Raw genomic sequence first — 22,080 nt, 5'->3', positions numbered from 1 at the left:
CGGCCTGGTTCTTTTGGTGTTCTCTTTGATTCCGTCTTCTTTAGAAGGTGAGGATGCCCATGGCCGTCTTCGCCTTGCGCACCGTCTCATCGGCAATCGCAGCAGCTCGTTCTGCGCCGTCCTTCAGGATCGTCAGCAGCTCCTCCGAGTCGATGATCTCGTGGAACGTCTTCTGAATCGGTTCCAGCTTGGCGATCACCACCTCGGCCAGTTCCTTCTTGAAGCCCCCATACCCTTGCCCTTCGTACCGCTTCTCGATGACGGGGATTTCTTCTCCCGAGAAGACCGAGTAGACCTCAAGCAGGTTGCTGACGGCCGGCTTGTTCTCCGGGTCATACCGAACGCTCATCTCCGAGTCGGTTACCGCCCGAGAGAATTTCTTGCGAATCGTTGCCGCGTCGTCTAGCATGAGGATGTAGCTGCTCTTGTTCGGGTTGCTCTTGCTCATCTTCTTCGTCGGGTCATCCAGGCTCATGATCCGGCAGCCGGTCTCTTCAATAATTGGCTCGGGCACGACAAACGTCTCCCCGAAGCGATTGTTGAACCGGGTTGCCAGGTCTCGCGTCAGCTCGACATGCTGTTTCTGATCCTCTCCGACCGGCACATGGGTGGCTTGGTACAACAGGATGTCTGCCGCCATGAGGGCAGGATAGGTGAACAGGGCGGAGCTGACGGAATCCTTGCCTTCCGACTTGTCCTTGAACTGGGTCATCCGGCTGAGCTCTCCAAAATGCACCTGCGTCTCCATCAACCAGCCCAGCTCGGCATGTGCCGCCACCTGGGATTGAAGGAAGACGGCCGATTTCTTCGGGTTGACTCCTGCCGCGATGTAGAAGGCTGCGATTTCTTTCGAGCGATGGCGCAGCTCCTTCGGGTCCTGGGGAACCGTAATGGCGTGAAGGTCCGGAATGAAGAAGAAGCTTTCGTACTCCTCCTGCATCTTGATATATTGCTGAAGCGCTCCGGAATACCCTCCGATGTTCAGATCACCGCTTGGCTTGATCCCTGACAATACACGTTTCATTTGTTCTCCTGCTCCTTTCCATGGACAGGCTTCGCCTGAATTTCTGCATACAAAAAGGCCTATCGCCCGCAAGGGACGATAGACCGTGGTGCCACCCTAATTCGCCGTTCGCAGCGAAACTCGCCGAAAACAGCCTCTTCCTGCTCCGATAACGGAGAGCTGCCGCGCCGCCTACCTTCAAACGAGGGAGCGTGCATGCAGCCACCCTTTTCGTTTGCTCTCGGCATAAAGCTCCAGGATCCATTCGATCAGGCGGTCACACCGGCTTCCACCTCTGCCGGCTCTCTGGGGAGACGAGACCTGTCTACTCTTTCCTGTCATTGCCTTGCCCTATTCAAGCTTGTAGTTTCCTTATTATAGCCCTCTTCCGGCAAAAGTCAATCCGCGCTGGTTAGCGTCAGCGTACCCGACGCATCCTTCCAGATAAAGGATGGGAACTGCTTAGCCACTTCGGAGAGGTCCAGGTACGTCAATCCATTGCGTTGAAGCGCCTTGCCCGATGCGAGCGGGAACTTTACCGTTTTGCCGTCATGGATCAGGTTCAACGTTTGTTCCTTGCCGCCCTTCCACTCGTTTTTCGCCCCCAAGAGAGGAGCAACCACACGAGCAAGCGCGTAGACCTTGCCCTTCTCACGAATGACCGGAACGCTTCCCTGGAACTCGACTCCATTCACCGTATAGGCCGTTTGGGTGAGTTGAACCGTAAACTTCGATGCTCCGGCCTCCCGCACAGCGGTCAAAACTTGGTTGAACACATCGTCCGCCTCGATGTCCGGAGCAATGCCCTCGTCATTGATGACGTTCCCCTTCGGCGTAAAGTACTCGTAAGTGGTAAGCTTCAGCATCGCCCCGTCCGATTCGAACTCGTGAAGCTGCTGAATTACACCCTTGCCGTACGTATTCGCACCGATCACCTTGGCGATGCCGTAATCCTGCAGCATGCCGGCCAGCATCTCCGAAGCACTGGCGGTATCTTCGTCAACCAGGAGATAAACCGGAACGCCGATCGGAGTCCCGCCTTCCAGTTCGTCCTTGTATACCTCTCCGGTATTGTCGGTAATAAAGATAAAGATGCCTTCCTTGATGAAACGCTTCGCAATGTTCTCGGCCACTTCCACATCCCCGCCGCCGTTCCCACGGAGATCGAAGATCAAGGACTTCATGCCTTTGGCACGAAGATCGGCAAGGCCTTTATCGAATTCCTCCACGGAACGATCCCCGAAGGAGGACAGCTGCAGATACCCGATCTTGTCGGCGAACAGTCCGGTTCTTACTTGCGGGTACTCAACCTTCGTGAGATCAAGCGTATACGTATAGTTGCTTACCCCGCGCCGAACCTCCACCTTCAAAGTTCCTTTGTCTCCTTTGGGGAGTTGCTCGTACAAGACCTTCACAAGGTTGTCCACACTCACCGGAATGCCGTTCAGGGCGACCACGAAGTCCCCCGTTTGAATGCCAGCCTTCTCGGCAGGTGAACCCTTATCCACATCCGTGATTTTGATGCGGCTGTCCACCGCCTTCATATAGAAGCCAAGCTCGAAATCCGTTGCGTTTATGTAATTCATAAATTCCTGGGCTTCACTAGCCGTAAAATATTGGGTGTACGGGTCATCCACATAATCGATCATGCCTTGGATGGCCGCCTTCACCAGCTCGTCCTCTGTCACATTCCACAGCAGGTATTGCTGGAGCAGTTTCATGACATCCTCGATCCGGGTCACGGGCGTGGAGGACTTGGCTGCGGGAGTTGCCGATTCCGCGTAAACCGGTGCTGCTGTCAGAATCACACAGGCGCTGACAGCGATAAGCAGAAGACGCTTTAATGATTTCACGGGAGTATAAACACCTCAATGTCAGAGTTTTCCGTTTAGGATGAACTAACTATAAGCCCCTCAAGAAGAAGCCGTCAAATGGATTTTTCGTATGGATGAGTATTTCTTCGCGTTTCGTCCATACTACCCATTACTGGAGGTGAGAAGAGATGGGCGCAGGAAGCCGCAGCAGCAACACCCTTGTTGTTCAACAAGCCAGCCAAGCCCTGGACCAGCTGAAGTATGAAGTGGCACAAGAGCTCGGGATTCAAATCCCGGCCGACGGTTACTACGGGTATATGGCGACTCGCGACACCGGTGCGATCGGGGGACACATTACCCGCCGCTTGGTAGAAATCGCCGAACAACAACTGGCAGGCAAGTCGAACGTCACCCGCTAAGGGGTAAATGAAAAGCAAGTCCTGGCCGAATGGCCAGGACTTTTTCGTTTGGATCATCCTTGCTTCCGTTGGGCGTACGCAAACCCGAGCTTCGAGTCTCTTCTCGACAGAATATTGGCGAAGTTGTAGTTAGATTCGAACTGAACGCTTGCGCATAGCTTTGCCTTCTGAACCGCAAAATCGTAAAAGATCTCCCCATGAGTCCAATTGACCTTGTACTGCAGCGATTCGACCGCCATCCGATGCAGCATCGACACCTGGGAATCCGTAAGCCCTTCCTCCCCCGGCTCCATCAGACCGTCCCGGCTCTCCAAGGGATTGTGCTTGATTCCAAACTTGCCCACCACATTGTTTCGAATTTGAACAAATACCGTTCCCGAGGACATCCGCTTTAGCTCGTCCCCAATCTCCCGAAAGACATAATCGATTTGTTTCGGGAGCGAAAGCTCCTCAATCACTAATTTCCCTCCAGTCATGTGGTATATTGGTAAACTATGTAATATCCTGGTGCTTGAGACTTATTATATGCGAACAAACCTTCTTTGTACAACACATTTTTACATTTTTGGGGGCCATTCGACCCAGGCTTTCCTTCGTGCGTTAAAAAAGGAGAAGCCCCGGGTCAGAGGCCTCTCCTTAACGCGATAAGTATATACGAACATAGGGTCGATCATGAGGAGCGAATCAGTTCGAGAACGACGGAAAGAGGAACGCCCGTCTCCCGGTGCACATCGTAAGCGGTCAGGTGAGGCCGCGTATGAAGGCAGTCGCGAATTTGCCGGTACGAATGATCGTAATAGCGAAGGCAGCTGTCGCAATACGGTTGCTTTTTTTGAATGATCAGTTTGCCGCAGCGATTGCAGTTCAAGAGAGACACTCCATTTCCTCCTTACCCCTTAACGTTCCTTATTTCTCCATTATAGTCGCCCCTTCGCGATCTTTCCTGAGAAGTCGGGACCAAATTCATAGACCATTCGAAGAATGGCGTGCTATAATAGTCCCAAAATTGCTGGATTTACCAATTCCGTCAGGGGAGATGCTGTCATGCCGTCGTTCGTAGACAAGCTGTCGTTTAAGCAGAAGCTGTTTGCCGGTTGCTACTCCATGCTCACTGTTTACTCCATCCTGTTCCTCCTCATGTCCAAGCTCAGCCTGTTTGTCAGCGTGATCGTCGTGCTGGTCGTGCTTGCCCTCGCTTATCCTTTTTTGATCCTGCTTGAGAGAGCGCTTACAGAGCCGATCGAGAACATCTCCCGCCTCGCTCTGGATATTGCCAAGGGGGATTTCACCAAGAAATTGACGATCCACACGAAGGACACCATCGGGGAGTTGGGCGATTCCTTCAATAAGATGACCGACAAGCTGAAGGGCATTTTGGAGGATACCGTCGGCATCACGAAGCAGGTCGCGGATACGAGCCACAAGAACTACCTGAAGAATCAAACGATGACGGATGCTATGAAGCAAGTAACCTCCTCTGCCAGTGAGTTGGCATCGGGTGCCGGTGAGATTTCTGAAAGCGTTTCCCAAATTACCGGCGAAATCGACGATATTCAACAAGCCGTGCACAGCTACGTCGAATCGTCGAAGGCGATGAGAGGCAAGTCGAAGCAGATGGTCCAGCTTGCCGAACAAGGACGCAAAGCGGTAGAAAGTCAGGGGGAAGGCATGAAACGCAACATCGAAGCCACGTCCCATGTGGCGGGTACGATCGACGAGTTGGCCAAGCAGGCAGGAGGAATCAATCGGATTACCCGCACGATCTCGGAGATCGCGGAGCAGACCAATCTGCTGTCGCTCAATGCCTCCATCGAAGCGGCTCGCGCGGGCGAGCACGGCAAGGGCTTCGCCGTTGTCGCGCAGGAGGTCCGCAAGCTTGCCGAGGAATCGGGTGCGGCCACTCGCGAGGTGTTCAACCTGGTCCGCAATATCGAGCTTGGGGTACAGGAAGCCATCCGGAACATCTCGATCAATGAGGAAGTCGTCCATGAGCAGAATGCCCATATCCGCGATACGGAGACGGTCTTCCGCGAAATCGCCAATCATATCCATGACATAACCGGCTTGATCGCCCAGTTTGCCGAGCAAAGCGACAGCATGCTCACGAAGGCGCAGGCTATCGCCCGGACCATTGAGGGCATCGCCGCCATCACCGAGGAGTCCGCTGCCGGAACCGAGGAAATGTCCGCTTCGATGAACGAGCAGATCGCCCTCGTGGAAGACATGGTTCATCAATCCGAACGAATGACGGTTGTGGCGAAGCAGCTTCAGCGCACCATCGAAATCTTCAACTTCTGAGGAGAACAAGCCAAAGAAGCGAGGAAGGCCAACGGGCCTTCCTCGCTTTTTTCGATTTAATCCGGAATCCGTTCGCTCCGAACGGTTTTCTGTTTTATTCGGTTAGGGCAAGGAATTGTTCCACATCCGCTCTCAGCAGATCAATCGCCCGCTGCCAGAAGTCCGGCTTCTTCAGATCGACGCCGAGGTGCTTCGCTGCCAGGTCTTCCACCGTCATGCTCGCGGTGTCCCGAAGCAGAGCAATGTAGTGATCCTCAAATCCGGCTCCGGCTTCCGTCGCCGTCTTGTAGATGCCGGACGAGAACAGCAAGCCGAAGGTGTACGGGAAGTTATAGAACGGAACATCGGTCGCATAGAAGTGAAGCTTCGCCGCCCAGAAGTGCGGGTGGTATTCGCTTAGTGCTCCGCAATATGCCTTCTCTTGTGCTTCTACCATCAGCTCATTCAGGCGTTCGATGCTGACGATTCCCTGTTCCCGCTCCGCGTAGAACTTTGTTTCGAACAGGAAGCGCGCGTGAATGTTCATAAACATCGCGATCGCATTGTTGATTTTGTCCGACAGGAGCGCGATCTTAGCCTCTTTGTCCGTCTCCGCTTGAATGGTTGCCGCGCTGACGATCGTCTCCGCAAGCGTCGATGCCGTCTCCGCTACGTTCATCGCGTATTCCTTGGCCAGATGAGGCATTCCTTTCATCACGTAGTCATGGAACGCGTGGCCCAGCTCGTGAGCAAGCGTCGATACATTGTCCGCTGTACCCGAATACGTCATGAAGATCCGGCTTTGATCCTCCAGCGGGAATGGGGTGCAGAAGCCGCCTGGACGCTTGCCGGGGCGATCTTCCACCTCGATCCAGCGGTTGTCTAGCGCAAGACGCGCAAATTCGGCCATCTTCGGGCTGAAGGTGTGGAATTGATCCACAATCAGGTCCGCGGCATCTTCGTACGAAATCTTTTTGTCGGCTTTGCCGATCGGGGCGTCCACATCATGCCAGGCGAGGCGGTCTACACCAAGCAGCTTGGCTTTGCGCTCCAGAAAACGAACAAAGATCTCCTTGTTCTTCTCGACCGTATCCCACATGGTATCGAGCGTTTCCTTCTTCATGCGGTTGATGGCGAGCGGCTCTTTATGTACGGAATCCCATCCGCGTTGAGCGTATAGCCGCAGGCGGAACCCGGCGATCCGGTTCAAGGTATCCGCGAAGAGATCCGCATGCTCCGCCCATGCCGCCTCCCACAGCTTGAAGAGCTCGGCGCGGGTTTCCCGATCCGGGTTATGGAGCTGATTGAAGGCTTGGCCGGCAGACAGCTGCTCCAGCTTGCCGTCTACCTCGAAGGGAATGTTGATCTTCCCGACGGCGGTGTCATACAGCTTGCTCCAGCCGTGATAGCCGTCTACGGCGAGGCTGCTCGCGAGTGCTTCCATCTCCGGAGACAGCTTCTCCTTGGACAGCTGGCGGCGTTCATTCAGATAGAAGGAGGCATCCGACCAAGGAGCCTTCTTCAACAGAGAGATGAAGACGTCGTCCGGAATGCCGGCGAGAAAGCGATCCAGCTGCGACAATGCCGCCTGGAACAGAGCGGAGATGTCCTGCACGCGGCCGCCCATGGCAACCGCCTTGCGGTCTGCCTGATTTTGCGAGGCCAAGCAATCGGTGAAGGAGATCCCTTCGAGAATTCGGCTCATGATGGCCTGCAGTTCATGGGTCAGGTCAGTGTAAACCTCCGCTTCCGCTTCGGTTTGCGGGCTTTCCGCCTTTTTCAACCGCTCATGGAAGGTTTCGGTTCTCTTGTTCAAGTCGTCGAGGAACTCTTGGAAGGCTGGTGATTCGCTGCCTCCCGGAAAGAAACAGTCCAGATCCCAGGTGGGATTCAAAGCTTTTGCCATGGTCAACATCCTCTCTATAAGGCTTCGTTTCCATTAAAGCACAAGTGGAAGGATTACGGAAATGGAGAGTACCGCTATAGTAAAAAAGCCAGCGCCCCGAGCTAAACACCGGTTGAGAATCCCTTCAGAAACCCGCCGGATTCCCGCCTGAACTTGAATATGCCCTCCCTCCATGCTTTAATGAAGAAACAACACTTGCGTCCCGAAAGGATGGTTGCCCATGCAGCCGCTAAACATATCCGCCGAAACGGCGATCACCCTAGCCAAGGCATTGAACGTTCCCATCGAACAACTCATGCACATGCCCAAGCACATCCTCCTGCAAAAGCTTGCCCAGCTCTCCCAGGAAGAGAAGGCGAAAGAGCAACCAGCAGAAGGCAGCACTCCGCCGAGGGATCCGAAATGATGGTCCCGTTTGATCGCACCTGGCCCTACGAGACGCTCGGCCCGGACGTCTACGTTCTGGAATGTCCATTTTGCGACAGCCGCCATGTGCTCCTTCCCATTAAGAAATCCGAGCTGAAGGAGGTACAGGAAGGGAAAAAGCACCTTCTTGTATTCCCTTGCTGCTACAATCGGTTGAAGCTGGTCGATGCGGATTCTGATTATTTGCTGGCAGACCGTGCTATTGCCAAACGCAGACAAGCGGAGAACAACCGGGACTAAGGATGGACATTTTCGTCCTTCCTTTTCTTTTTTAGGACTTTTTCCCCATAAAGAAATCCGCTATAATGGACATGCAGCTTTTTTTCCAATTATCCCCTTTAAATCGAGTGGATCCCCGTGACTAACACTTATCTATCCGTGATCATGAGCGCCAGCGCACTAGTCTCCTTAAATTACATCGTGATCAAGCTCAACCACAAAATTGAATCCTTCAGGTGGGTGTTCATTCCGCTCTTTACGGGGATATCCTCGCTTCTTATGCTTCTCATCCCCCAAAGCAGTCCGCCTGTTCTAACCTTGAGCTTCGCTCCCCTTGTGATGGCTTCACTTCGCTGCGGCTTTTTGCCCGGATTCCTGTCCGCGCTGCTTCCTGCTCTATTCGGCTATTTCGCGCTGGGGCACACGGTGGAGGGAGTCCTGCTCAGTTTTCTGTTCCCTGTCCTGATCAGTTCGCTCTTTCATCGAATGGAGCATGTCGATTCGACGTCTTCCCTTCGGGTAGGGGATGGGATTGCAATCAGCGGCATTCTGCTGTTGGGGCACTTGGCCGAGGCCGTCTATCGGCCTGCAGTTCTGAACGATAACTGGCTTGCGGGCAGCCTGCTCGGCTTCGCGGTCTCCTCTCTAGTGCTGACCCTTCTCATCATCATGCACAATGACGACGCCAAAAACCAATTGATCCAACAGCGCCTGGAGCTTCAAGCCAACCAGGACAGCCTGACCCGGCTGCCGAATCTTCACAGCTTCCTGACCATCGCGCGCAACACCATCCGGCTTGAGCGAGTGGCCATCTTCATGGTCGATATCGACAACTTCAAGCTCTATAACGATACCTATGGGCATCAGCAGGGCGACACCCTTTTGCGAGAGATCGGCGCGGTGCTCCAACATTCCATTGGTCCCGGTGATTATGCGGCTCGTTACGGGGGAGAGGAATTCATCATTCTCTGCCACCGCTATGACGGAGAATACCTTCGGGAGACGGCCGATCGGCTCTGCCGCTCTGTAGAGGAGCATTGTTTCTCCCTGGGGGAAGCCCCAGCCGTCCCGAACATCACCATATCCATCGGAATCTCCGTTGCCCCTGCAGCTGGCGCTGACCTGAAGGAGCTGATCCGGGAGGCGGACCAAGCCCTGTACCACTCCAAGAAAATGGGCAAGAACCGCTACACGCTCCATCATACGCCGAACGAACCGGAGCTTCATGTTCGCGAAATCGGAAGTCGGAACTGACAAGCCGTCCCGCACGGTGAAGATAAAGAGGAGCCTTTGAACCGCTTTTACATGGGTTCGAAGGCTCCTTCGTATTCGGCTTATTCGCTTGCCTGTTCCTCTTGCATATTCTCGCGAGCGGCTGCCCACTGATCCCGGCTGGCTCGAATCATCGCCGAGTCCATGATCGTCTTGTCATTCACGACGCGAGCGAACCAGCGAACCGCCTCATTATACCGACCCAGGCGGCGATTGAGCTCTCCAAGCAGGTACATCAGCCTGGCATTGTTAACATGAATTCCCTCCCGTTCATATACCTTGATATACTCCTCTAAAGCGAGCTGCAAAAATCGTTTCTCCTGTTCGACATCTCCCTTCTCCCGATGCAGCCATGCGATATGGTGCAAGAGCCCGGCAACGACCCGTTCTTTTTCCTGCTTGATCTGGGCACAGAGCAGCGCCAGCTTGTAGGTCTTCAGCGCTTCCTCCCATGACCTCTCCTTGCCATAGTCCACTCCCTGCCAATTCTTGCGAACTGTCAGCTCAAACCGGGTACGAAATTCCGGAGACAACCCGCTTGAGAAGTTTTCGGTAAAGGCGTAGCCGCAAAACGGACAGACGGCGACCACATAAAAATCCGGATTGACCGTCTTGAACTTGCAGTAAAAATCCGTATCCGTATGCGCTGCCTTCTTGAAGCTGGAGCGAACCTTGGAGGTGCGGAATTCCGTCTCGCAATAGCCGCAAACTTCGGTGACTTGGTACAGTGGTTCAAGCATCTGCCTTACTTCCTTTCCTCCAGTTGCCATCTAGAGCATGCTTGCATTAACGCCCCTGGGCCGCAGCATCCGTTGATGCCTCTCTCTCTATTCTATCACACGAGTCCGCAATGAACAGAGTGTCAAAAGAAACGGCGGCATGGGGGAGAGCCTCCCCTCATATAGTTAGAGGAGCCCGTCCGCTTCTGGGGCTTATTACCGGGGGGAGGAATGCAGGATGGAGAACCTCAACCATCACCGCCAAAAGGAATCGTCCAACCACGCTTGGATCCTGCCCGCCATCCTGCTTGCCGTTCTGATCGGGCTTCTGCTTGCGGAGCCGACGAAGAGCTTGCAGGCGGCCGTGCGCGGAACCGCGATCTGGTGGGACGTCCTCTTTCCCGCCCTGTTTCCGTTCTTTCTCGTCTCCGAAGTGATGCTCGGCTTCGGACTCGTGCACTTTTTTGGCACCCTGTTGGACCCGCTTATGCGCCCTCTGTTTCGGATTCCCGGATCGGGAGGCTTCGTGATGGCGATGGGCTTTGCCTCTGGATATCCCGTCAGCGCTAGACTTACCTCACGGCTGATGGAGCAGAAGCTGCTGACCCGAGAGGAAGGGGAGCGGCTCGTCGCCTTCACCACCACCTCCGACCCCATCTTCCTGATCGGAGCCGTGTCCGTTGGGTTCTTCGGGAATGCACGGGTCGCCATGCTGCTTGCTGCGGCCCATTACGGCTCTGCCCTGCTTGTCGGCGGACTGATGCGGTTCCATGGACGGCAGGCAGAACCCTCCCCAACAGCCGCTCGTTCCTCGGGAAAAAGACGACCGCTTCTCGTCCGGTCCTTCACCGCCATGCATGAAGCCAGGCTGCTTGACGGACGACCGTTCGGCCAACTGTTTCGTGAAGCGATCGCCTCCTCCCTGAAGCTCATCTTCGTCGTTGGCGGGCTCGTCGTGTTCTTCGCCGTTCTGCTGGAGGCGCTTCGCACGAGCGGACTGCTGGCCTTCCTGCAGCGCGGGCTCGGCGAGCTTCTCTCCCTCGTCGGGCTGCCTGGTACGCTCGCAGACGCCCTCGTGGGAGGACTGTTCGAGGTTACCCTCGGCACGAATGCCGCAGCGGACGCCGGAGGCGCCGCTCTTCTGCCGAGACTGGCTGCGGCTGCCTTCGTCCTGTCCTGGGCTGGTCTCTCGGTGCATGCTCAGGTTGTCAGCCTGCTGACTGCCTCACGCCTGCGCTACCTCCCTTTTGCAGCGGCCCGACTGGTTCACGGGATTCTTGCCGCGCTGCTCGTCTTTCCGCTCGCTCGCTGGCTTCTCCCTTCGGGAGGAGACGAAGCTTCCGGGTTCGTAAGCTCGCTGCCCGCTTTCTTGCAGGGCGACCCGCTGTCGACAGCGGGATGGCTTTCCCGGTATGCTGCGTTTCCCGTCTCTCTACTCGTGCTCTTTGCAATCCTGTCCGGTCTTTTTTTGCTGATCGTTTTGCAATGGTTTTTGAATCGATTGTATAATAGACAGAAATAATTCCCTGTTGATGGCTCCCGGTTCCATCGGACCTCGACGAGAAAGAGGTGTTTTCCTGCTATGGCTCAAGATCCTCGCATTCCGGAGCGCTTCTCCAAGCTCCCCGAATTGTCCGGCAACCTGTGGTTCAGCTGGAACGACCGCGCCGCTCGTCTCTTCCGCCATATGGCTCCGGCTCTGTGGGAGGAGCATTCGAACAATCCCGTCCTGCTCCTCAAGAAGCTCACGGACGACGATTGGCAGCGCCTTGAGGCGGATGAGGTCGCCCTCCGCTTGTATGAGGAAGCAGTCGCCGCCTGGTCCCGATATGGGTCAGATCAAGCTTGGTTCCAGCGGGAGTACCCCGGCAATCAGCAGGATGGCATTGCCTATTTCTCAGCCGAGTTCGGCTTTCACGAATCGCTGCCGATCTATTCCGGCGGGCTTGGCGTTCTCGCCGGGGACCACCTAAAATCGGCAAGCGACCTTGGGCTTCCCCTGACCGGGGTCGGCCTTTTGTACCGGAAGGGCTACTTCCGGCAATCGCTCGATTCGTCCGGCAATCAGAACGCCGAGCGGATCGATCATGATTTCGCCAATCATCCCGTCCATGCGGTAAAGGGAGGTGACGGGAGCGACGTCTTCGTCCAGGTGCTCGTCGGCAACGACCTCGTCACCCTCAAGCTGTGGGAAGCCCGGATTGGCCGCATCAAGCTCTATTTGCTCGACGCCGATCTGGACGTCAACTCAGCCGCTCATCGCGAACTGACCTCCCAGCTTTACGGCGGCGGTCAAGAGATGCGCATCGCCCAGGAGCTTATTCTCGGCATAGGCGGCGTTCGCGCGCTGCGAGCCGTCGGGCTTCACCCTGCCGTCTATCACATCAACGAAGGGCACGCCGCCTTCCTGTCGCTGGAGAGGCTTCGCGAGTATCTCGCGGCGGGAATCCCTTACGAGACCGCCCTGGAGCTCGTTCGCTCCAGCACCCTCTTCACGACCCATACCCCCGTGCCGGCCGGTCACGACACCTTCCCGATGGAGCTGTTCCACCGCTACCTCGACAGCTTCCTGCCCGTGTTCGGGGAAGCCAAGGATGCCGTAGTCGGGCTTGGCTTCGACCCGGCCAAGAACCAGTTCAACATGACCTACCTGGCCATGAACGCCTCCGCCCAGCGAAATGGCGTGAGCAAGCTCCATGGCCATGTGTCGCGGATGATGTTCCGCGGCTTTCTCGGTGGCTTTGAGGTGGAGGAGGTCCCCATCGGCCACGTGACCAACGGCGTCCACGCCGAAAGCTGGATCGCGCCTGAGCTCGCGGAGCTCTACGATCAGTACCTTCCTTCGGCATGGCGGACTGATCAAGCGAACCCTGCTCATTGGGCGGCCATCGCCTCCATACCGGATGAACGGTTATGGGAGACGCACAGCCTGCGCAAGAACAAGCTGATCGAGTCGGCCCGCGCCAACCTGAGGAGCCAGCGAATCCGCAACGGGGAAAGCCCCGAGCGCATCGCCGAAACCGATAAACTGCTTCAGGAGGGAGCCTTGACCATCGGCTTCGCCCGTCGCTTCGCTACCTACAAGCGAGCCAACCTGCTGTTCCGGGACCTGGATCGACTCAGCCGCATCGTCAACCACCCCGCTCGGCCGGTGCAGTTCCTCTTCGCCGGAAAAGCGCATCCCGCCGATATTCCAGGACAGGATTTGATCCGCGAAATTTACCGGGTTTCGCAGCTTGCCGAATTCCGCGGCAAGATCGTCCTGCTTGAAAACTACGACATCGGCCTCGCCCGAGAATTGGTGCAAGGCGTCGACATCTGGCTCAACAACCCGCTCCGCCCGCTGGAGGCGAGCGGAACAAGCGGCGAGAAGGCCGCCTTGAACGGAGTGCTCAACTTTAGTGTGCTGGATGGATGGTGGGAGGAAGGCTATGACGGCGAGAACGGCTGGGCCATCGAGTCGGATCCCGGCAGCGACTGGCAGGCCCAGGAGCAGCAAAATGCCGAATCGCTCTATTCCCTGCTGGAGCAAGACATTGTGCCGCTCTACTACGGCGAGGACAACAAAGGGGGCCCCTGTCCACATCCTTGGACAGCCCGAATGAAGCACTCCATCCAGACACTTGCGCCCGAGTACAACACTCACCGCATGGTTCAGGACTACACCCGATCCTTCTACATGCCGACGATGGCGCGGTTCCGACGGTTTGAAGCCGACCAGCAGCAGCTTGCCCGTGAGCTTGCCGCCTACAAAGCCCGCGTGGCCGCGAACTGGCAGGAGGTCCAGGTAGTCCTCGTCGAGGATCGCCCCGACCTGCCTGCACCCGCCGGGCTCAAAACGGTACGGGTGCTGCTGGAGCTCGGCGCCCTCACGGCTGCCGAGATTGCGGCCGAGATCGTCTACTACGCGGACAATACCGAAGGCATCTGGGAGCCGGTTCATGCCCCGCTTGAGTCCACCGGAGTCCTCGATGGGGATCATGCGGTTTTCCTGGGCAGCATCCCCTCCCATCTCCACCACATGGAGCATTACTCGGTTCGCGTTCGTCCGAACCATCCGCTGTTCGCCCATCGCTATGAGATGGCCCTTGGCTTCACAACCGTACCCTAACACGAGCAGAGCCATGATTCGCGTGAATAGCAAGCTGTTTACCCCAACCAGCAGAGAACGCCGTCCCCGAGGGACGGCGTTTGTTTTATGCCGGCTTTTTGATATGATAGACTCGACAGGTTGGTAAGGAGGACAAGGGCTTGAAGTATTTCATTATCAATCGCGGAGACGAAGTCTCCCAAGCACTCCACGAACGCTTTATCCGTCTTGCGGACCAATACGGCCTCACGCTGGACGAGGAGCAGCCCGATACCGTGCTCTCCATCGGCGGAGACGGCACGATGCTGCAAGCCTTTCATCGATACAAAGACCAGCTCGATCGGTTGTCCTTCGTCGGTCTTCATACCGGCCGACTCGGCTTCTTCGCGGACTGGAAACCGGAAGAGCTCGACACGATGGCCCGAGTGATGGCTCGTCCTCCCGAGGAGCACCCTCATTCATTCGTTGAATACCCGCTCCTCTCCATCGAGCTGCATACGGCGGATGGAATGGAATCCCGGCTGGCGCTGAACGAATTCACCATCAAGGGCATTGAGGAGACAATGGTCGCACGGCTCGACGTGAACGACGTCATCTTCGAAACCTTCCGGGGAGACGGCATCTGCATCTCCAGCCCCTCGGGAAGTACCGCTTATAACAAAAGCTTAGGCGGCGCCGTCATTCATCCGTCCATTCCCTGCTTGCAAATCACGGAGATCGCGTCCATCAACAACCGCGTCTTTCGGACCGTCGGCTCTCCCCTCGTGCTACCGAAGCACCATCATTGCGACATCTACCCGCAAGCCGGAAAGCGGATGTCCTTCTCGCTCGATCACCTCGGCTTCCAGCGGGACAATCTCGTTTCGATTCGCACAAGCGTTGCGAAGGAGACGATCCGATTCGCCCGTTATCGCCCTTATCCGTTCTGGAGCCGCGTTCAGCGGGCCTTCATCGGACAGGAGCCGACCGAATTCTAACGCGACAAGCAGGCATAAAAAAGAACCGCAGACAAGCAAGGGTCTTCCTTGCGAGCTTGCGGTTCTTGTTCTTATGGGCCGGGATGGCTTACTGGCCGGCAGGGGGCTGACCTGCCGGTCCTTGCGGCTTCTGCCGCGGCGGACGCGTCTCCCGCTGCTCCCGTTGCTCAGGCGCTTGCGCGCCGTTGCCGTCGGGGCGGTTGCCGCCATGGCGCCGCTTGTTGCGGGACGGGCCCGGTCGGCGCTCAACGGACGAAATGTCGGCCACTCCTTCCGGCTGGCGCGGCTTTTCGCCCTGACCGCCGTGGCCGCCCTGGCCCTTGCGATGCGGCCGCTTGTCCGGCCGCTCGCCGCGGGCAGCGCCCTCGTGCTGCGGCTCATGCGCCCGCTCCGGGCGCTCCTGACGAGCGCGTTCCGGCTTGGCGCCGCCATGCTCTCCGCCGCGGGCTCCGCCCGAGCGCTCGTGCGAGCGATGCGGCCGCCCTTCCGGGGCGCGCTCGCCTCCTCGCTCGGAGCGATCCGACCGGTGCGGCCGGTTTGGACGCTCCCCTTCGCCGCGCGAAGGCTTGCGATCCGGCCACTGCACGCGCTCGCCGCCGCCCTTCCCCGACTCCCGTTCAGACGCCGCTCCACCGGACGGACGCGCTTCCCCGCTCCGCTCCCGGGACGGGCGCGTCGTCTCCGGGCGCGCCGGGCGCACAGGACGCGCGGGCTCGCCGCTGCGGTTGTAGCGGTCCGGCCGCTCCAGCTTCTCGGGGCGGCCTCCGCCCTCCACGGGCGTGCCGTCTTCGGAGAGGGTTACCTCCTCGCTCGTTCGATCGCTTTGCCCTACCTTTTCCAAGACGAAGTAAGCGCACCCAAAATTGCAATATTCGTTGATGTAATCTTCCAGGTTGGCAATCGACGACTCCTTCGTCATCCGAGGATTGACTTCCTTGAAGAAGCCCCTCAGCCGGAGCTGGTTGTAGCCCCAGTCGCCCACCACGTAATCATAGCGTTCCAGCACTTCGCTGTAGCGATTGCGGAACACTTCCAGGTTCCACCCGCTCTTGTTTTCCTTGACCAGTTCGTACACATTGCCGCCTATGTGAAACAATTTCGCACCCCCATGCCCGACCTGCGCGGGTTTCCGACAAATTCCTTTCTCGTATTATACCATGAAAAGTTCAACATTCCACTTTCCGACGGCGGGGAGTATAATGGGGAGCAAGACTTTCCGGCCCCTCACGCCGGTATGAGGAAGAAGGAGCAAGGACCATGCTGACTTTTCGAGACGCGGTTCGGGAGGATGTTCCCGATCTGCTTCGCATCTACAATCACTACGTGCAAACATCGACCGCTACCTTTGACCTGGAGCCTCAGACGCTGGAAGACCGCCTGGAGTGGTTCTCGCATTACGGGGGAAGCTATCCGATCCTGATCGCCGAATGGCAAGGCCAGATCGCGGGCTACGCGTACCTGTCTGTTTTTCGGGCCAAGCCTGCCTACCGCCCGACGGCGGAGAGCTCCGTCTACCTTGACAAGGCCTATTGCGGTCAAGGCATAGGCAAGGCGCTCCTGCAGGAGCTGATTCAGCGCAGCCGTTCCCTCGGGTACCACTCGCTCATCGCCTGCATCACGGTTGGCAATGATACGAGTGTGCATCTGCATGAACAGTTTGGCTACCGCAAGGTGGGGCATTTCCCGGAGACCGGATGGAAATTCGGCACTTGGCATGATGTGCTGTTCTACCAGCTCATGCTGGAGGAGAGCAAGCACTAAAGAAGGATACACGCATTCTCTTGATTGGAATAACAAAAGGAACAGCCGCTGACCTCTGATTTCATCAGGGTCAGCTTTTTGTTTGGGAAGGCTGCCTGCGGATTGCATAAGGGGAACCTTCATCCGCTTCTCTCGTTCCCCCAGCACTTTCCATCCGCTTCCCCTACCGGCGGTCGGAAAAAATCGGCATAATTTGAGCCTCCCTGAACATGCTAACGAACAGGTCAAAAACCCCTGAACTCGTCACGCACAAAGGCAGGAGATGACTCATGAACGATCGACCCATCCATCCATTTCAACGAATCTTGGTACTAGCCGCTGCTTTCTGGCTGATCGGGGCCAGTCTGGTTGTGGGGAGCTCCGCAGCCGCGGCGAAGGAATCAGCGCCGGCCGCCTCCGTTCCGGCAGCACCCGATGCCAGCTCCCCGCCCGTTCCGACAGAGGAAGACCGTCGTCAACTTCTCGATCAGCTCAGCTTGGCCACGGGCATTCCCTGGTACCGCCTGGCCGCAGCGGATCAATACCATAAGGTAACCCGGACCAGCAAGAAGAGCACCCCTCCGGAAATGAAAGGGCGGTACCCCTTGCCAGAGTGGATCGGGCTTCTCAACCCGAACGCGGAGGATACCGATCCTCTCTCCATCAGCCTCTTCGGAGGAGTGGGACGAGACGGCTCCGGGGATGGCAAAGCAGAGCGAATGAACGACCTGGATACACTCGTCGCCTTCATCTCGGACATGAGCGCCGCAAACGGGGGGGCTGCTCAGTGGAATGCATCCCTTCGCCGGGCATTCGGGGAAAAGGGCATGAACCGGATTGACCAATTCGCCCGCGTCTATGAAGCGAATGGCCGACTTGACCTGAATGAGCATGCGTTTCCGGTGCCGCTGCGCTCGGAGTACACCTACCGGGGAACGTGGGGGGCAAGCCGAGGCTGGGGAGGCAGGCGAATTCACGAAGGGACGGACATTTTTGCCGGGTACGGCGTTCCAGCCCGCAGCACCTGCTACGGAATTGTCGAAGTGAAGGGCTGGAACAACTATGGAGGTTGGCGAATTGGAATACGCGACCTCAACAACGTCTATCATTACTATGCTCATCTCTCCGGGTTTTCCAAGGAGGTGGAGGTGGGGACGCCGGTGAAGCCAGGCCAAGTTGTGGGCTGGGTAGGGAGCTCCGGCTACGGCAAGCCTGGCACATCGGGTAAGTTCCCCCCGCATCTGCATTATGGACTGTACAAGGATACCGGCAAAACCGAATGGGCCTTCGATCCTTATCCTTCCCTTCTCCGCTGGGAACGGGAAGAGCGCATGCGCATGAAGAAGATGAAGTAAAGACAAGACGCCCCTCTGCCTCGGACCCGAGGAGTGGGGCGTCCTGTGTCTTTTTATTCCGTCCTCACGGTCCCGTTCCGGTCCCTGCAGTTGTTCCCGTATTCGCAGCACCCGCAGAGCCTCCCGCGCCTGCGACACCGGTTCCCCCGGACCCACTCCCCGTACCGCCGCCCGCTCCTCCCGCCGTCGTTGAATCAGCGGCCGGAATGGACAGCGAAGAATGAGACGAGGAGGTTGGGGCCGTGCTGCTCCCGGAGGAGGAAGTTTGATTGGGCAGCGTGACACCGGGTGGAAGCGGGGCCGAATTGCCCAAGGGATTGCCTTTGTTGTCGTAATAGTACATGGGGGTATCGCCCACGACGAGCAGATAGGAGATGGGCAGCTCGGTCTCCACGATCTCCGGTTCCGAATCGAAGGGGATGATCACGCTGACCTCGGCCATGATTCGAATGTACACCTCGACCAGAATCATGTTGATCCCGGCATTTTGGTACCGCGTGTTCAAGTCCACCTTCACGGCTCCGACCGGCTGCAGGCGAACAGGAATCTCCGGCCCGAAGGATGCGAAGATGGGGCTCTTCAGCGCCATGCCGAGCGGGATATGTTCGGGCATTCTCTTTAAGCCCAGCAGCAGGTTCTGCACCCGGTTGATGGTATCGGAGGTGATCCTCATATGTTCGGTGTAATTTAGCATAAAGCCGGTTACTTTGCCATCCTTATCGGTCCGCCAGTCAATCAGCTTATCAAAATTCGTCTCCTCGGCGATGCGGTCCGCAATGGCCGTATTGATCGCCTGAGTGGCCATCTGCTTCAGGCGGACTTTGGCGAGGTTCATCAGGGGAGGCTTCATGTTGTGGTCGATAAAGATGAACGACTGGACGGATGACAATAGAAACACGAGCAGAACGACCCAGACCATCTTCTTGCGGCTTGACCGCCTTGGCCTGCGCGACTTCCATTTCCTCCGACCCACTCCCCCACCTCCTTCATGGCAATCGGCTTCAGTCCTTTAATACCTTATGCCACCTAACACCGGAAAAGAAGAACATGCCCGCCCTCTCCGGGAGCAGTCTGTTTCAAGCCGGGACTCTTCGGGGAAGGAAGAGGGAACCCTATTCAAAAAGGAGTGGATCGACCGTGAATGCACTGTACACCGCTGCTGCAACCGTTCATGGAGGCCGGCAAGGCTCCGTTGCCTCGTCAGACGGCGTGTTGAAGCTGGACCTCAAGATGCCGAAGGAGCTGGGAGGATCCGGCGGAGTCGGAACCAACCCGGAGCAACTGTTTGCGGCCGGCTATGCCGCCTGCTACGAAAGTGCCTTGTCCGCGATCGCCCGGAAGGAGAAGGTATCGCTCTCGAATCCCGAGGTGACGGCCTCCATCTCCATCGGCAAAGATGAAAGCGACGGCGGGTTTCGGCTTGCGGCCAAGCTGGAAGTAAAGCTGCCCGGAATCGAACGAAGTCAGGCGGAGGATCTTGCGAACAAAGCCCATGCCTTCTGCCCTTATTCCAAGGCAACCCGCGGCAACATCGACGTGGAGATCCAGGTCGTTGACTGATCGCTTCCCTCATGCCTAACGGACAGAGCACATGCTTCCTTCCCCATAAAAAGACGGCCGCTCATCGCGGCCGTTTTTCTCTTTAATCGATAACTGCCTTAATTACACTCTCGCTGCCTTCGGGTTTGCTGTCCTTCTCACCGAAGAAGCTGACAAACAGCTGATAGATCTTCTCTCCAGGCTGGGCAGCGCGCTGTTCCGACTGCTCCTCTCCGGAGACTCCCGCATATTCCTTGATCAGCTCTTCAAGCCGCGTGCGCAGTTCCGTCGCCTTCTCTTCCGTGAGCGTGATCATCATATATTGAGCGAACCCGGACGTACTCGCAAAGCGGCGGGACCATTCCTTGCGGTAGGAATCCATCAGAGAGAGAAAGGAGTCCCGGAGGGCTGAGTCCCGATCATCTCCTGGCGGGAGGCCCATCGTTTTGTCCACCTGAAAGGACCCGGCGGTCGGATTGTAGTACTTGGCCAGGATGCCGTTCACCGCTTTGGTTTCCACAATGGACACAATCTCGTTCTTCTCTAATATCTTCATATGATAATGAACCTTGGCCGGGGAATCGCCCAACTGGGCTGCAACCTCACTGACCGTCATCGGGCTGGAAGTGTTCATAAGGGTGTGCAAAATCTGCATACGATAGGGGTCCGTGATGGCTTTCACTTCTGCCGGAGTGGTTAGAATTTTTATCGACATGGCCTTTCACCTCATAGACCATTCTATCGTACCTCGGAAGGATTAGAAAGCTTTCGTCCTTCTGCGGAAGAGTGCTGCGGCCAGCACCACCATTAACCCCATGATCACGAAGAGCGCCGGCACCGACACCACCTCGGAGAGCCCTGCCGTAAACCATCCTCCGATCGGCATCATCGCACACATGAGCATGCTCATGAGCGCCATGATCCGTCCCATGATCTCGCGCGGCGTTTTCTGCTGCAGGAGAGTCATGAGCGGAGAGGAAGCAAGGGGAATCGACATCCCCATGACGAAGCAAGCCGCGACAGCTCCGATCAAGTTAACCCCATCCGGAAGGATGATCGTGAGGGAAAAGAGAGCATACATGGCCCCAATAAGCGCCAGAGCAGTTGAAATGAGAGCCGAATTCGAGTAGCGGCTGCCGCGTGCGCCAACCCAGATCCCGCCGATGATCATTCCCACGGTGAGGGCACCACTCATATAGCTCAGTCCCGCAGGTCCCGAATTCAACAAATCCTTGGAAAACGCAGGCAATAAGACATTGAAGGGAGTCAAGCAAAAATTGATGAAGGCGGCCGTGATCACCGCAGCGAACAACAGCTTGTTGCGATGAATGAAGACAAAGCCCTCCTTCATCATCATCATGTAGCGGCGAGGAGTCAACTTCTCGCTTGCCTGAGGCTTAGCGGGCATACGGGTGAGCCCAAAGAGAAGGATGAGACCCGATATCAAAAAGGTGAAGCTGTCGATCAGAATGGCACCAGTAATGCCTAGGGTGGCGATCAGAATACCGGCGGCCCCCAGCCCTCCCAATTCCGCAAGACGGGAAGCGGTACTAAGGTACGAGTTCGCACTGAGCAGTTGCTTATGCGGCACAAGCTCGGGAATGAGCGTCTTCTCAGCCGGCACACACAGGGCCTCCATGGTGGACTGGATGATCGTGAACACGAACAAGTGCCAGGCAGCCAAATGCCCGGTAAAAAAGAGCAAGGCCGCTACGCATACAACAGAACCGCGAACGAAATCGGAAATGACCAGAATCGGCTTGTTCGGCCACCGATCCACCAATACCCCTGCAAAAGGACCCACTAACAAATTGGGCAGCGCATTGACACCAAAGAGCAGCCCCATCAGAGCCTTTGAGCCAGTCAACTCATACACCATCCACGAGTAAGCGATCGAATCGAGTGAATCTCCAAAGCGTGAAATGACAGAGGCCATGAGGAGCGTGAGATAGCTCCGATTGCGCAGAAGCTGAAGGAGCGTTTTCTTTCCCGTTTGCTCCTCTTCTTCCTCCCGATTCGGCATGGCATCCTCCGAGGTCGTCTGATTCTGTGCTTCTCCAGTTGAATCGGAATGAGCCTCATCCGAAGAGGCCTGCTCTTCAACGTGGGGGAGAACGAGCGTCTCCTCCAGCATCGGTTCGTTTCGTTCCTCCATCTTTTCCTCTTTCTCTCTTTCTTCTGCTCTGGCTTGGGATTCCACTCGCATCTCCTCCAATAAAATCTTGTTGAACGTTTCAATAAATCCTAACGTTAAAATTTATTTTATCGTTAGGATTTATTTTAATCAAGCCTTTTTTTATAAAAAAATAACGAGAACGTGAGAA

The 22,080-nt window shown here is 56.6% G+C and carries 21 protein-coding genes and 1 other annotated feature; of the genes, 11 read left to right on the top strand and 10 right to left on the bottom strand.

What is annotated here, in order from left to right; translation table 11 throughout:
• Positions 1-40: 40 nt before the first annotated feature.
• Positions 41-1,024 carry a tryptophan--tRNA ligase gene (trpS, locus tag AAFN83_RS15545; RefSeq protein WP_347770935.1) on the bottom strand — a complete coding sequence of 328 codons (984 nt, stop codon included), beginning with the start codon at positions 1,022-1,024 and terminating at the stop codon, positions 41-43.
• 68 nt (positions 1,025-1,092) lie between these two features.
• Positions 1,093-1,354: a binding site (T-box leader), on the bottom strand.
• A gap of 47 nt (positions 1,355-1,401) precedes the next feature.
• Positions 1,402-2,856, bottom strand: a complete 1,455-nt coding sequence (locus AAFN83_RS15540) for a S41 family peptidase (RefSeq protein WP_347770933.1) — start codon at positions 2,854-2,856, stop codon at positions 1,402-1,404.
• A gap of 149 nt (positions 2,857-3,005) precedes the next feature.
• Between AAFN83_RS15540 and AAFN83_RS15535 the strand changes: the two genes are divergently transcribed.
• On the top strand, positions 3,006-3,236 hold the full coding sequence (locus AAFN83_RS15535) for an alpha/beta-type small acid-soluble spore protein (RefSeq protein WP_347770931.1): 231 nt from the start codon (positions 3,006-3,008) through the stop codon (positions 3,234-3,236).
• 53 nt (positions 3,237-3,289) lie between these two features.
• Here the strand turns inward: AAFN83_RS15535 and AAFN83_RS15530 are convergent, their stop codons facing one another.
• Together AAFN83_RS15530 and AAFN83_RS15525 are read right to left on the bottom strand one after the other, a co-directional pair.
• Positions 3,290-3,694 carry an O-methyltransferase gene (locus AAFN83_RS15530; protein ID WP_347770929.1) on the bottom strand — a complete coding sequence of 135 codons (405 nt, stop codon included), beginning with the start codon at positions 3,692-3,694 and terminating at the stop codon, positions 3,290-3,292.
• Between the two features lie 212 nt (positions 3,695-3,906).
• Complete coding sequence (locus AAFN83_RS15525) at positions 3,907-4,113, bottom strand: hypothetical protein (protein WP_347770927.1); 207 nt, start codon at positions 4,111-4,113, stop codon at positions 3,907-3,909.
• Positions 4,114-4,280: 167 nt separating this feature from the next.
• Here AAFN83_RS15525 and AAFN83_RS15520 point away from each other — a divergent pair, with 167 nt between their 5' ends.
• Positions 4,281-5,534, top strand: a complete 1,254-nt coding sequence (locus tag AAFN83_RS15520; RefSeq protein WP_347770925.1) for a methyl-accepting chemotaxis protein — start codon at positions 4,281-4,283, stop codon at positions 5,532-5,534.
• A gap of 94 nt (positions 5,535-5,628) precedes the next feature.
• Here AAFN83_RS15520 and AAFN83_RS15515 read toward each other — a convergent pair whose 3' ends face one another.
• Complete coding sequence (locus AAFN83_RS15515; protein WP_347770923.1) at positions 5,629-7,419, bottom strand: M3 family oligoendopeptidase; 1,791 nt, start codon at positions 7,417-7,419, stop codon at positions 5,629-5,631.
• A 220-nt stretch (positions 7,420-7,639) separates the two neighbouring features.
• Between AAFN83_RS15515 and AAFN83_RS15510 the strand changes: the two genes are divergently transcribed.
• The 3 genes from AAFN83_RS15510 (at position 7,640) to AAFN83_RS15500 (ending at position 9,318) form a co-directional block, all read left to right on the top strand.
• Entirely contained in the window at positions 7,640-7,825 is a 186-nt protein-coding gene (locus tag AAFN83_RS15510; protein WP_347770921.1) for a YycC family protein, read from the top strand.
• On the top strand, positions 7,825-8,085 hold the full coding sequence (locus tag AAFN83_RS15505; protein WP_347771243.1) for a hypothetical protein: 261 nt from the start codon (positions 7,825-7,827) through the stop codon (positions 8,083-8,085). Before AAFN83_RS15510 ends, AAFN83_RS15505 begins: the two co-directional genes overlap by 1 nt.
• A 117-nt stretch (positions 8,086-8,202) precedes the next feature.
• A complete protein-coding gene (locus tag AAFN83_RS15500; RefSeq protein ID WP_347770919.1) occupies positions 8,203-9,318 on the top strand; it encodes a GGDEF domain-containing protein in 1,116 nt (371 codons plus the stop codon).
• Positions 9,319-9,398: 80 nt separating this feature from the next.
• Here the strand turns inward: AAFN83_RS15500 and AAFN83_RS15495 are convergent, their stop codons facing one another.
• Complete coding sequence (locus AAFN83_RS15495) at positions 9,399-10,076, bottom strand: DUF2225 domain-containing protein (RefSeq protein ID WP_347770917.1); 678 nt, start codon at positions 10,074-10,076, stop codon at positions 9,399-9,401.
• Positions 10,077-10,293: 217 nt separating this feature from the next.
• Here AAFN83_RS15495 and AAFN83_RS15490 point away from each other — a divergent pair, with 217 nt between their 5' ends.
• The 3 genes from AAFN83_RS15490 (at position 10,294) to AAFN83_RS15480 (ending at position 15,122) form a co-directional block, all read left to right on the top strand.
• Positions 10,294-11,577: a nucleoside recognition domain-containing protein gene (locus tag AAFN83_RS15490; protein WP_347770915.1), complete on the top strand. Its 1,284-nt coding sequence runs from the start codon at positions 10,294-10,296 to the stop codon at positions 11,575-11,577.
• A gap of 60 nt (positions 11,578-11,637) precedes the next feature.
• Complete coding sequence (glgP, locus tag AAFN83_RS15485) at positions 11,638-14,166, top strand: alpha-glucan family phosphorylase (RefSeq protein ID WP_347770913.1); 2,529 nt, start codon at positions 11,638-11,640, stop codon at positions 14,164-14,166.
• 140 nt (positions 14,167-14,306) lie between these two features.
• Positions 14,307-15,122 (top strand): NAD kinase, encoded by an 816-nt coding sequence (locus AAFN83_RS15480; protein ID WP_347770911.1) that lies wholly within the window; start codon positions 14,307-14,309, stop codon positions 15,120-15,122.
• 88 nt (positions 15,123-15,210) lie between these two features.
• Here AAFN83_RS15480 and AAFN83_RS15475 read toward each other — a convergent pair whose 3' ends face one another.
• On the bottom strand, positions 15,211-16,152 hold the full coding sequence (locus AAFN83_RS15475) for a YutD-like domain-containing protein (protein ID WP_347771241.1): 942 nt from the start codon (positions 16,150-16,152) through the stop codon (positions 15,211-15,213).
• A 227-nt stretch (positions 16,153-16,379) separates the two neighbouring features.
• Between AAFN83_RS15475 and AAFN83_RS15470 the strand changes: the two genes are divergently transcribed.
• Together AAFN83_RS15470 and AAFN83_RS15465 are read left to right on the top strand one after the other, a co-directional pair.
• Positions 16,380-16,883: a GNAT family N-acetyltransferase gene (locus AAFN83_RS15470; protein ID WP_347770909.1), complete on the top strand. Its 504-nt coding sequence runs from the start codon at positions 16,380-16,382 to the stop codon at positions 16,881-16,883.
• Between the two features lie 269 nt (positions 16,884-17,152).
• The gene (locus tag AAFN83_RS15465; protein WP_347770907.1) at positions 17,153-18,217 is read left to right on the top strand and encodes a M23 family metallopeptidase; all 1,065 of its coding nucleotides are present in this window, start codon (positions 17,153-17,155) and stop codon (positions 18,215-18,217) included.
• A gap of 64 nt (positions 18,218-18,281) precedes the next feature.
• Here AAFN83_RS15465 and yunB read toward each other — a convergent pair whose 3' ends face one another.
• Positions 18,282-19,190: a sporulation protein YunB gene (yunB, locus tag AAFN83_RS15460; protein WP_347770906.1), complete on the bottom strand. Its 909-nt coding sequence runs from the start codon at positions 19,188-19,190 to the stop codon at positions 18,282-18,284.
• Between the two features lie 164 nt (positions 19,191-19,354).
• Here yunB and AAFN83_RS15455 point away from each other — a divergent pair, with 164 nt between their 5' ends.
• Positions 19,355-19,777: an organic hydroperoxide resistance protein gene (locus AAFN83_RS15455; RefSeq protein WP_347770904.1), complete on the top strand. Its 423-nt coding sequence runs from the start codon at positions 19,355-19,357 to the stop codon at positions 19,775-19,777.
• Positions 19,778-19,859: 82 nt separating this feature from the next.
• On the opposite strand, the gene AAFN83_RS15450 is transcribed toward AAFN83_RS15455, so the two are convergent.
• Together AAFN83_RS15450 and AAFN83_RS15445 are read right to left on the bottom strand one after the other, a co-directional pair.
• The gene (locus AAFN83_RS15450; protein ID WP_347770902.1) at positions 19,860-20,471 is read right to left on the bottom strand and encodes an ArsR/SmtB family transcription factor; all 612 of its coding nucleotides are present in this window, start codon (positions 20,469-20,471) and stop codon (positions 19,860-19,862) included.
• 42 nt (positions 20,472-20,513) lie between these two features.
• Positions 20,514-21,956: an MFS transporter gene (locus tag AAFN83_RS15445; protein ID WP_347770900.1), complete on the bottom strand. Its 1,443-nt coding sequence runs from the start codon at positions 21,954-21,956 to the stop codon at positions 20,514-20,516.
• Positions 21,957-22,080 lie beyond the last annotated feature (124 nt).

Origin of the sequence: Gorillibacterium sp. CAU 1737, from assembly GCF_039888655.1 — a bacterium.
Taxonomy (GTDB): Bacteria; Bacillota; Bacilli; order Paenibacillales; family NBRC-103111; genus Gorillibacterium.
Note: the sequence above shows the minus strand (reverse complement) of the source record. Positions and strands in the feature narration are given on the sequence as shown.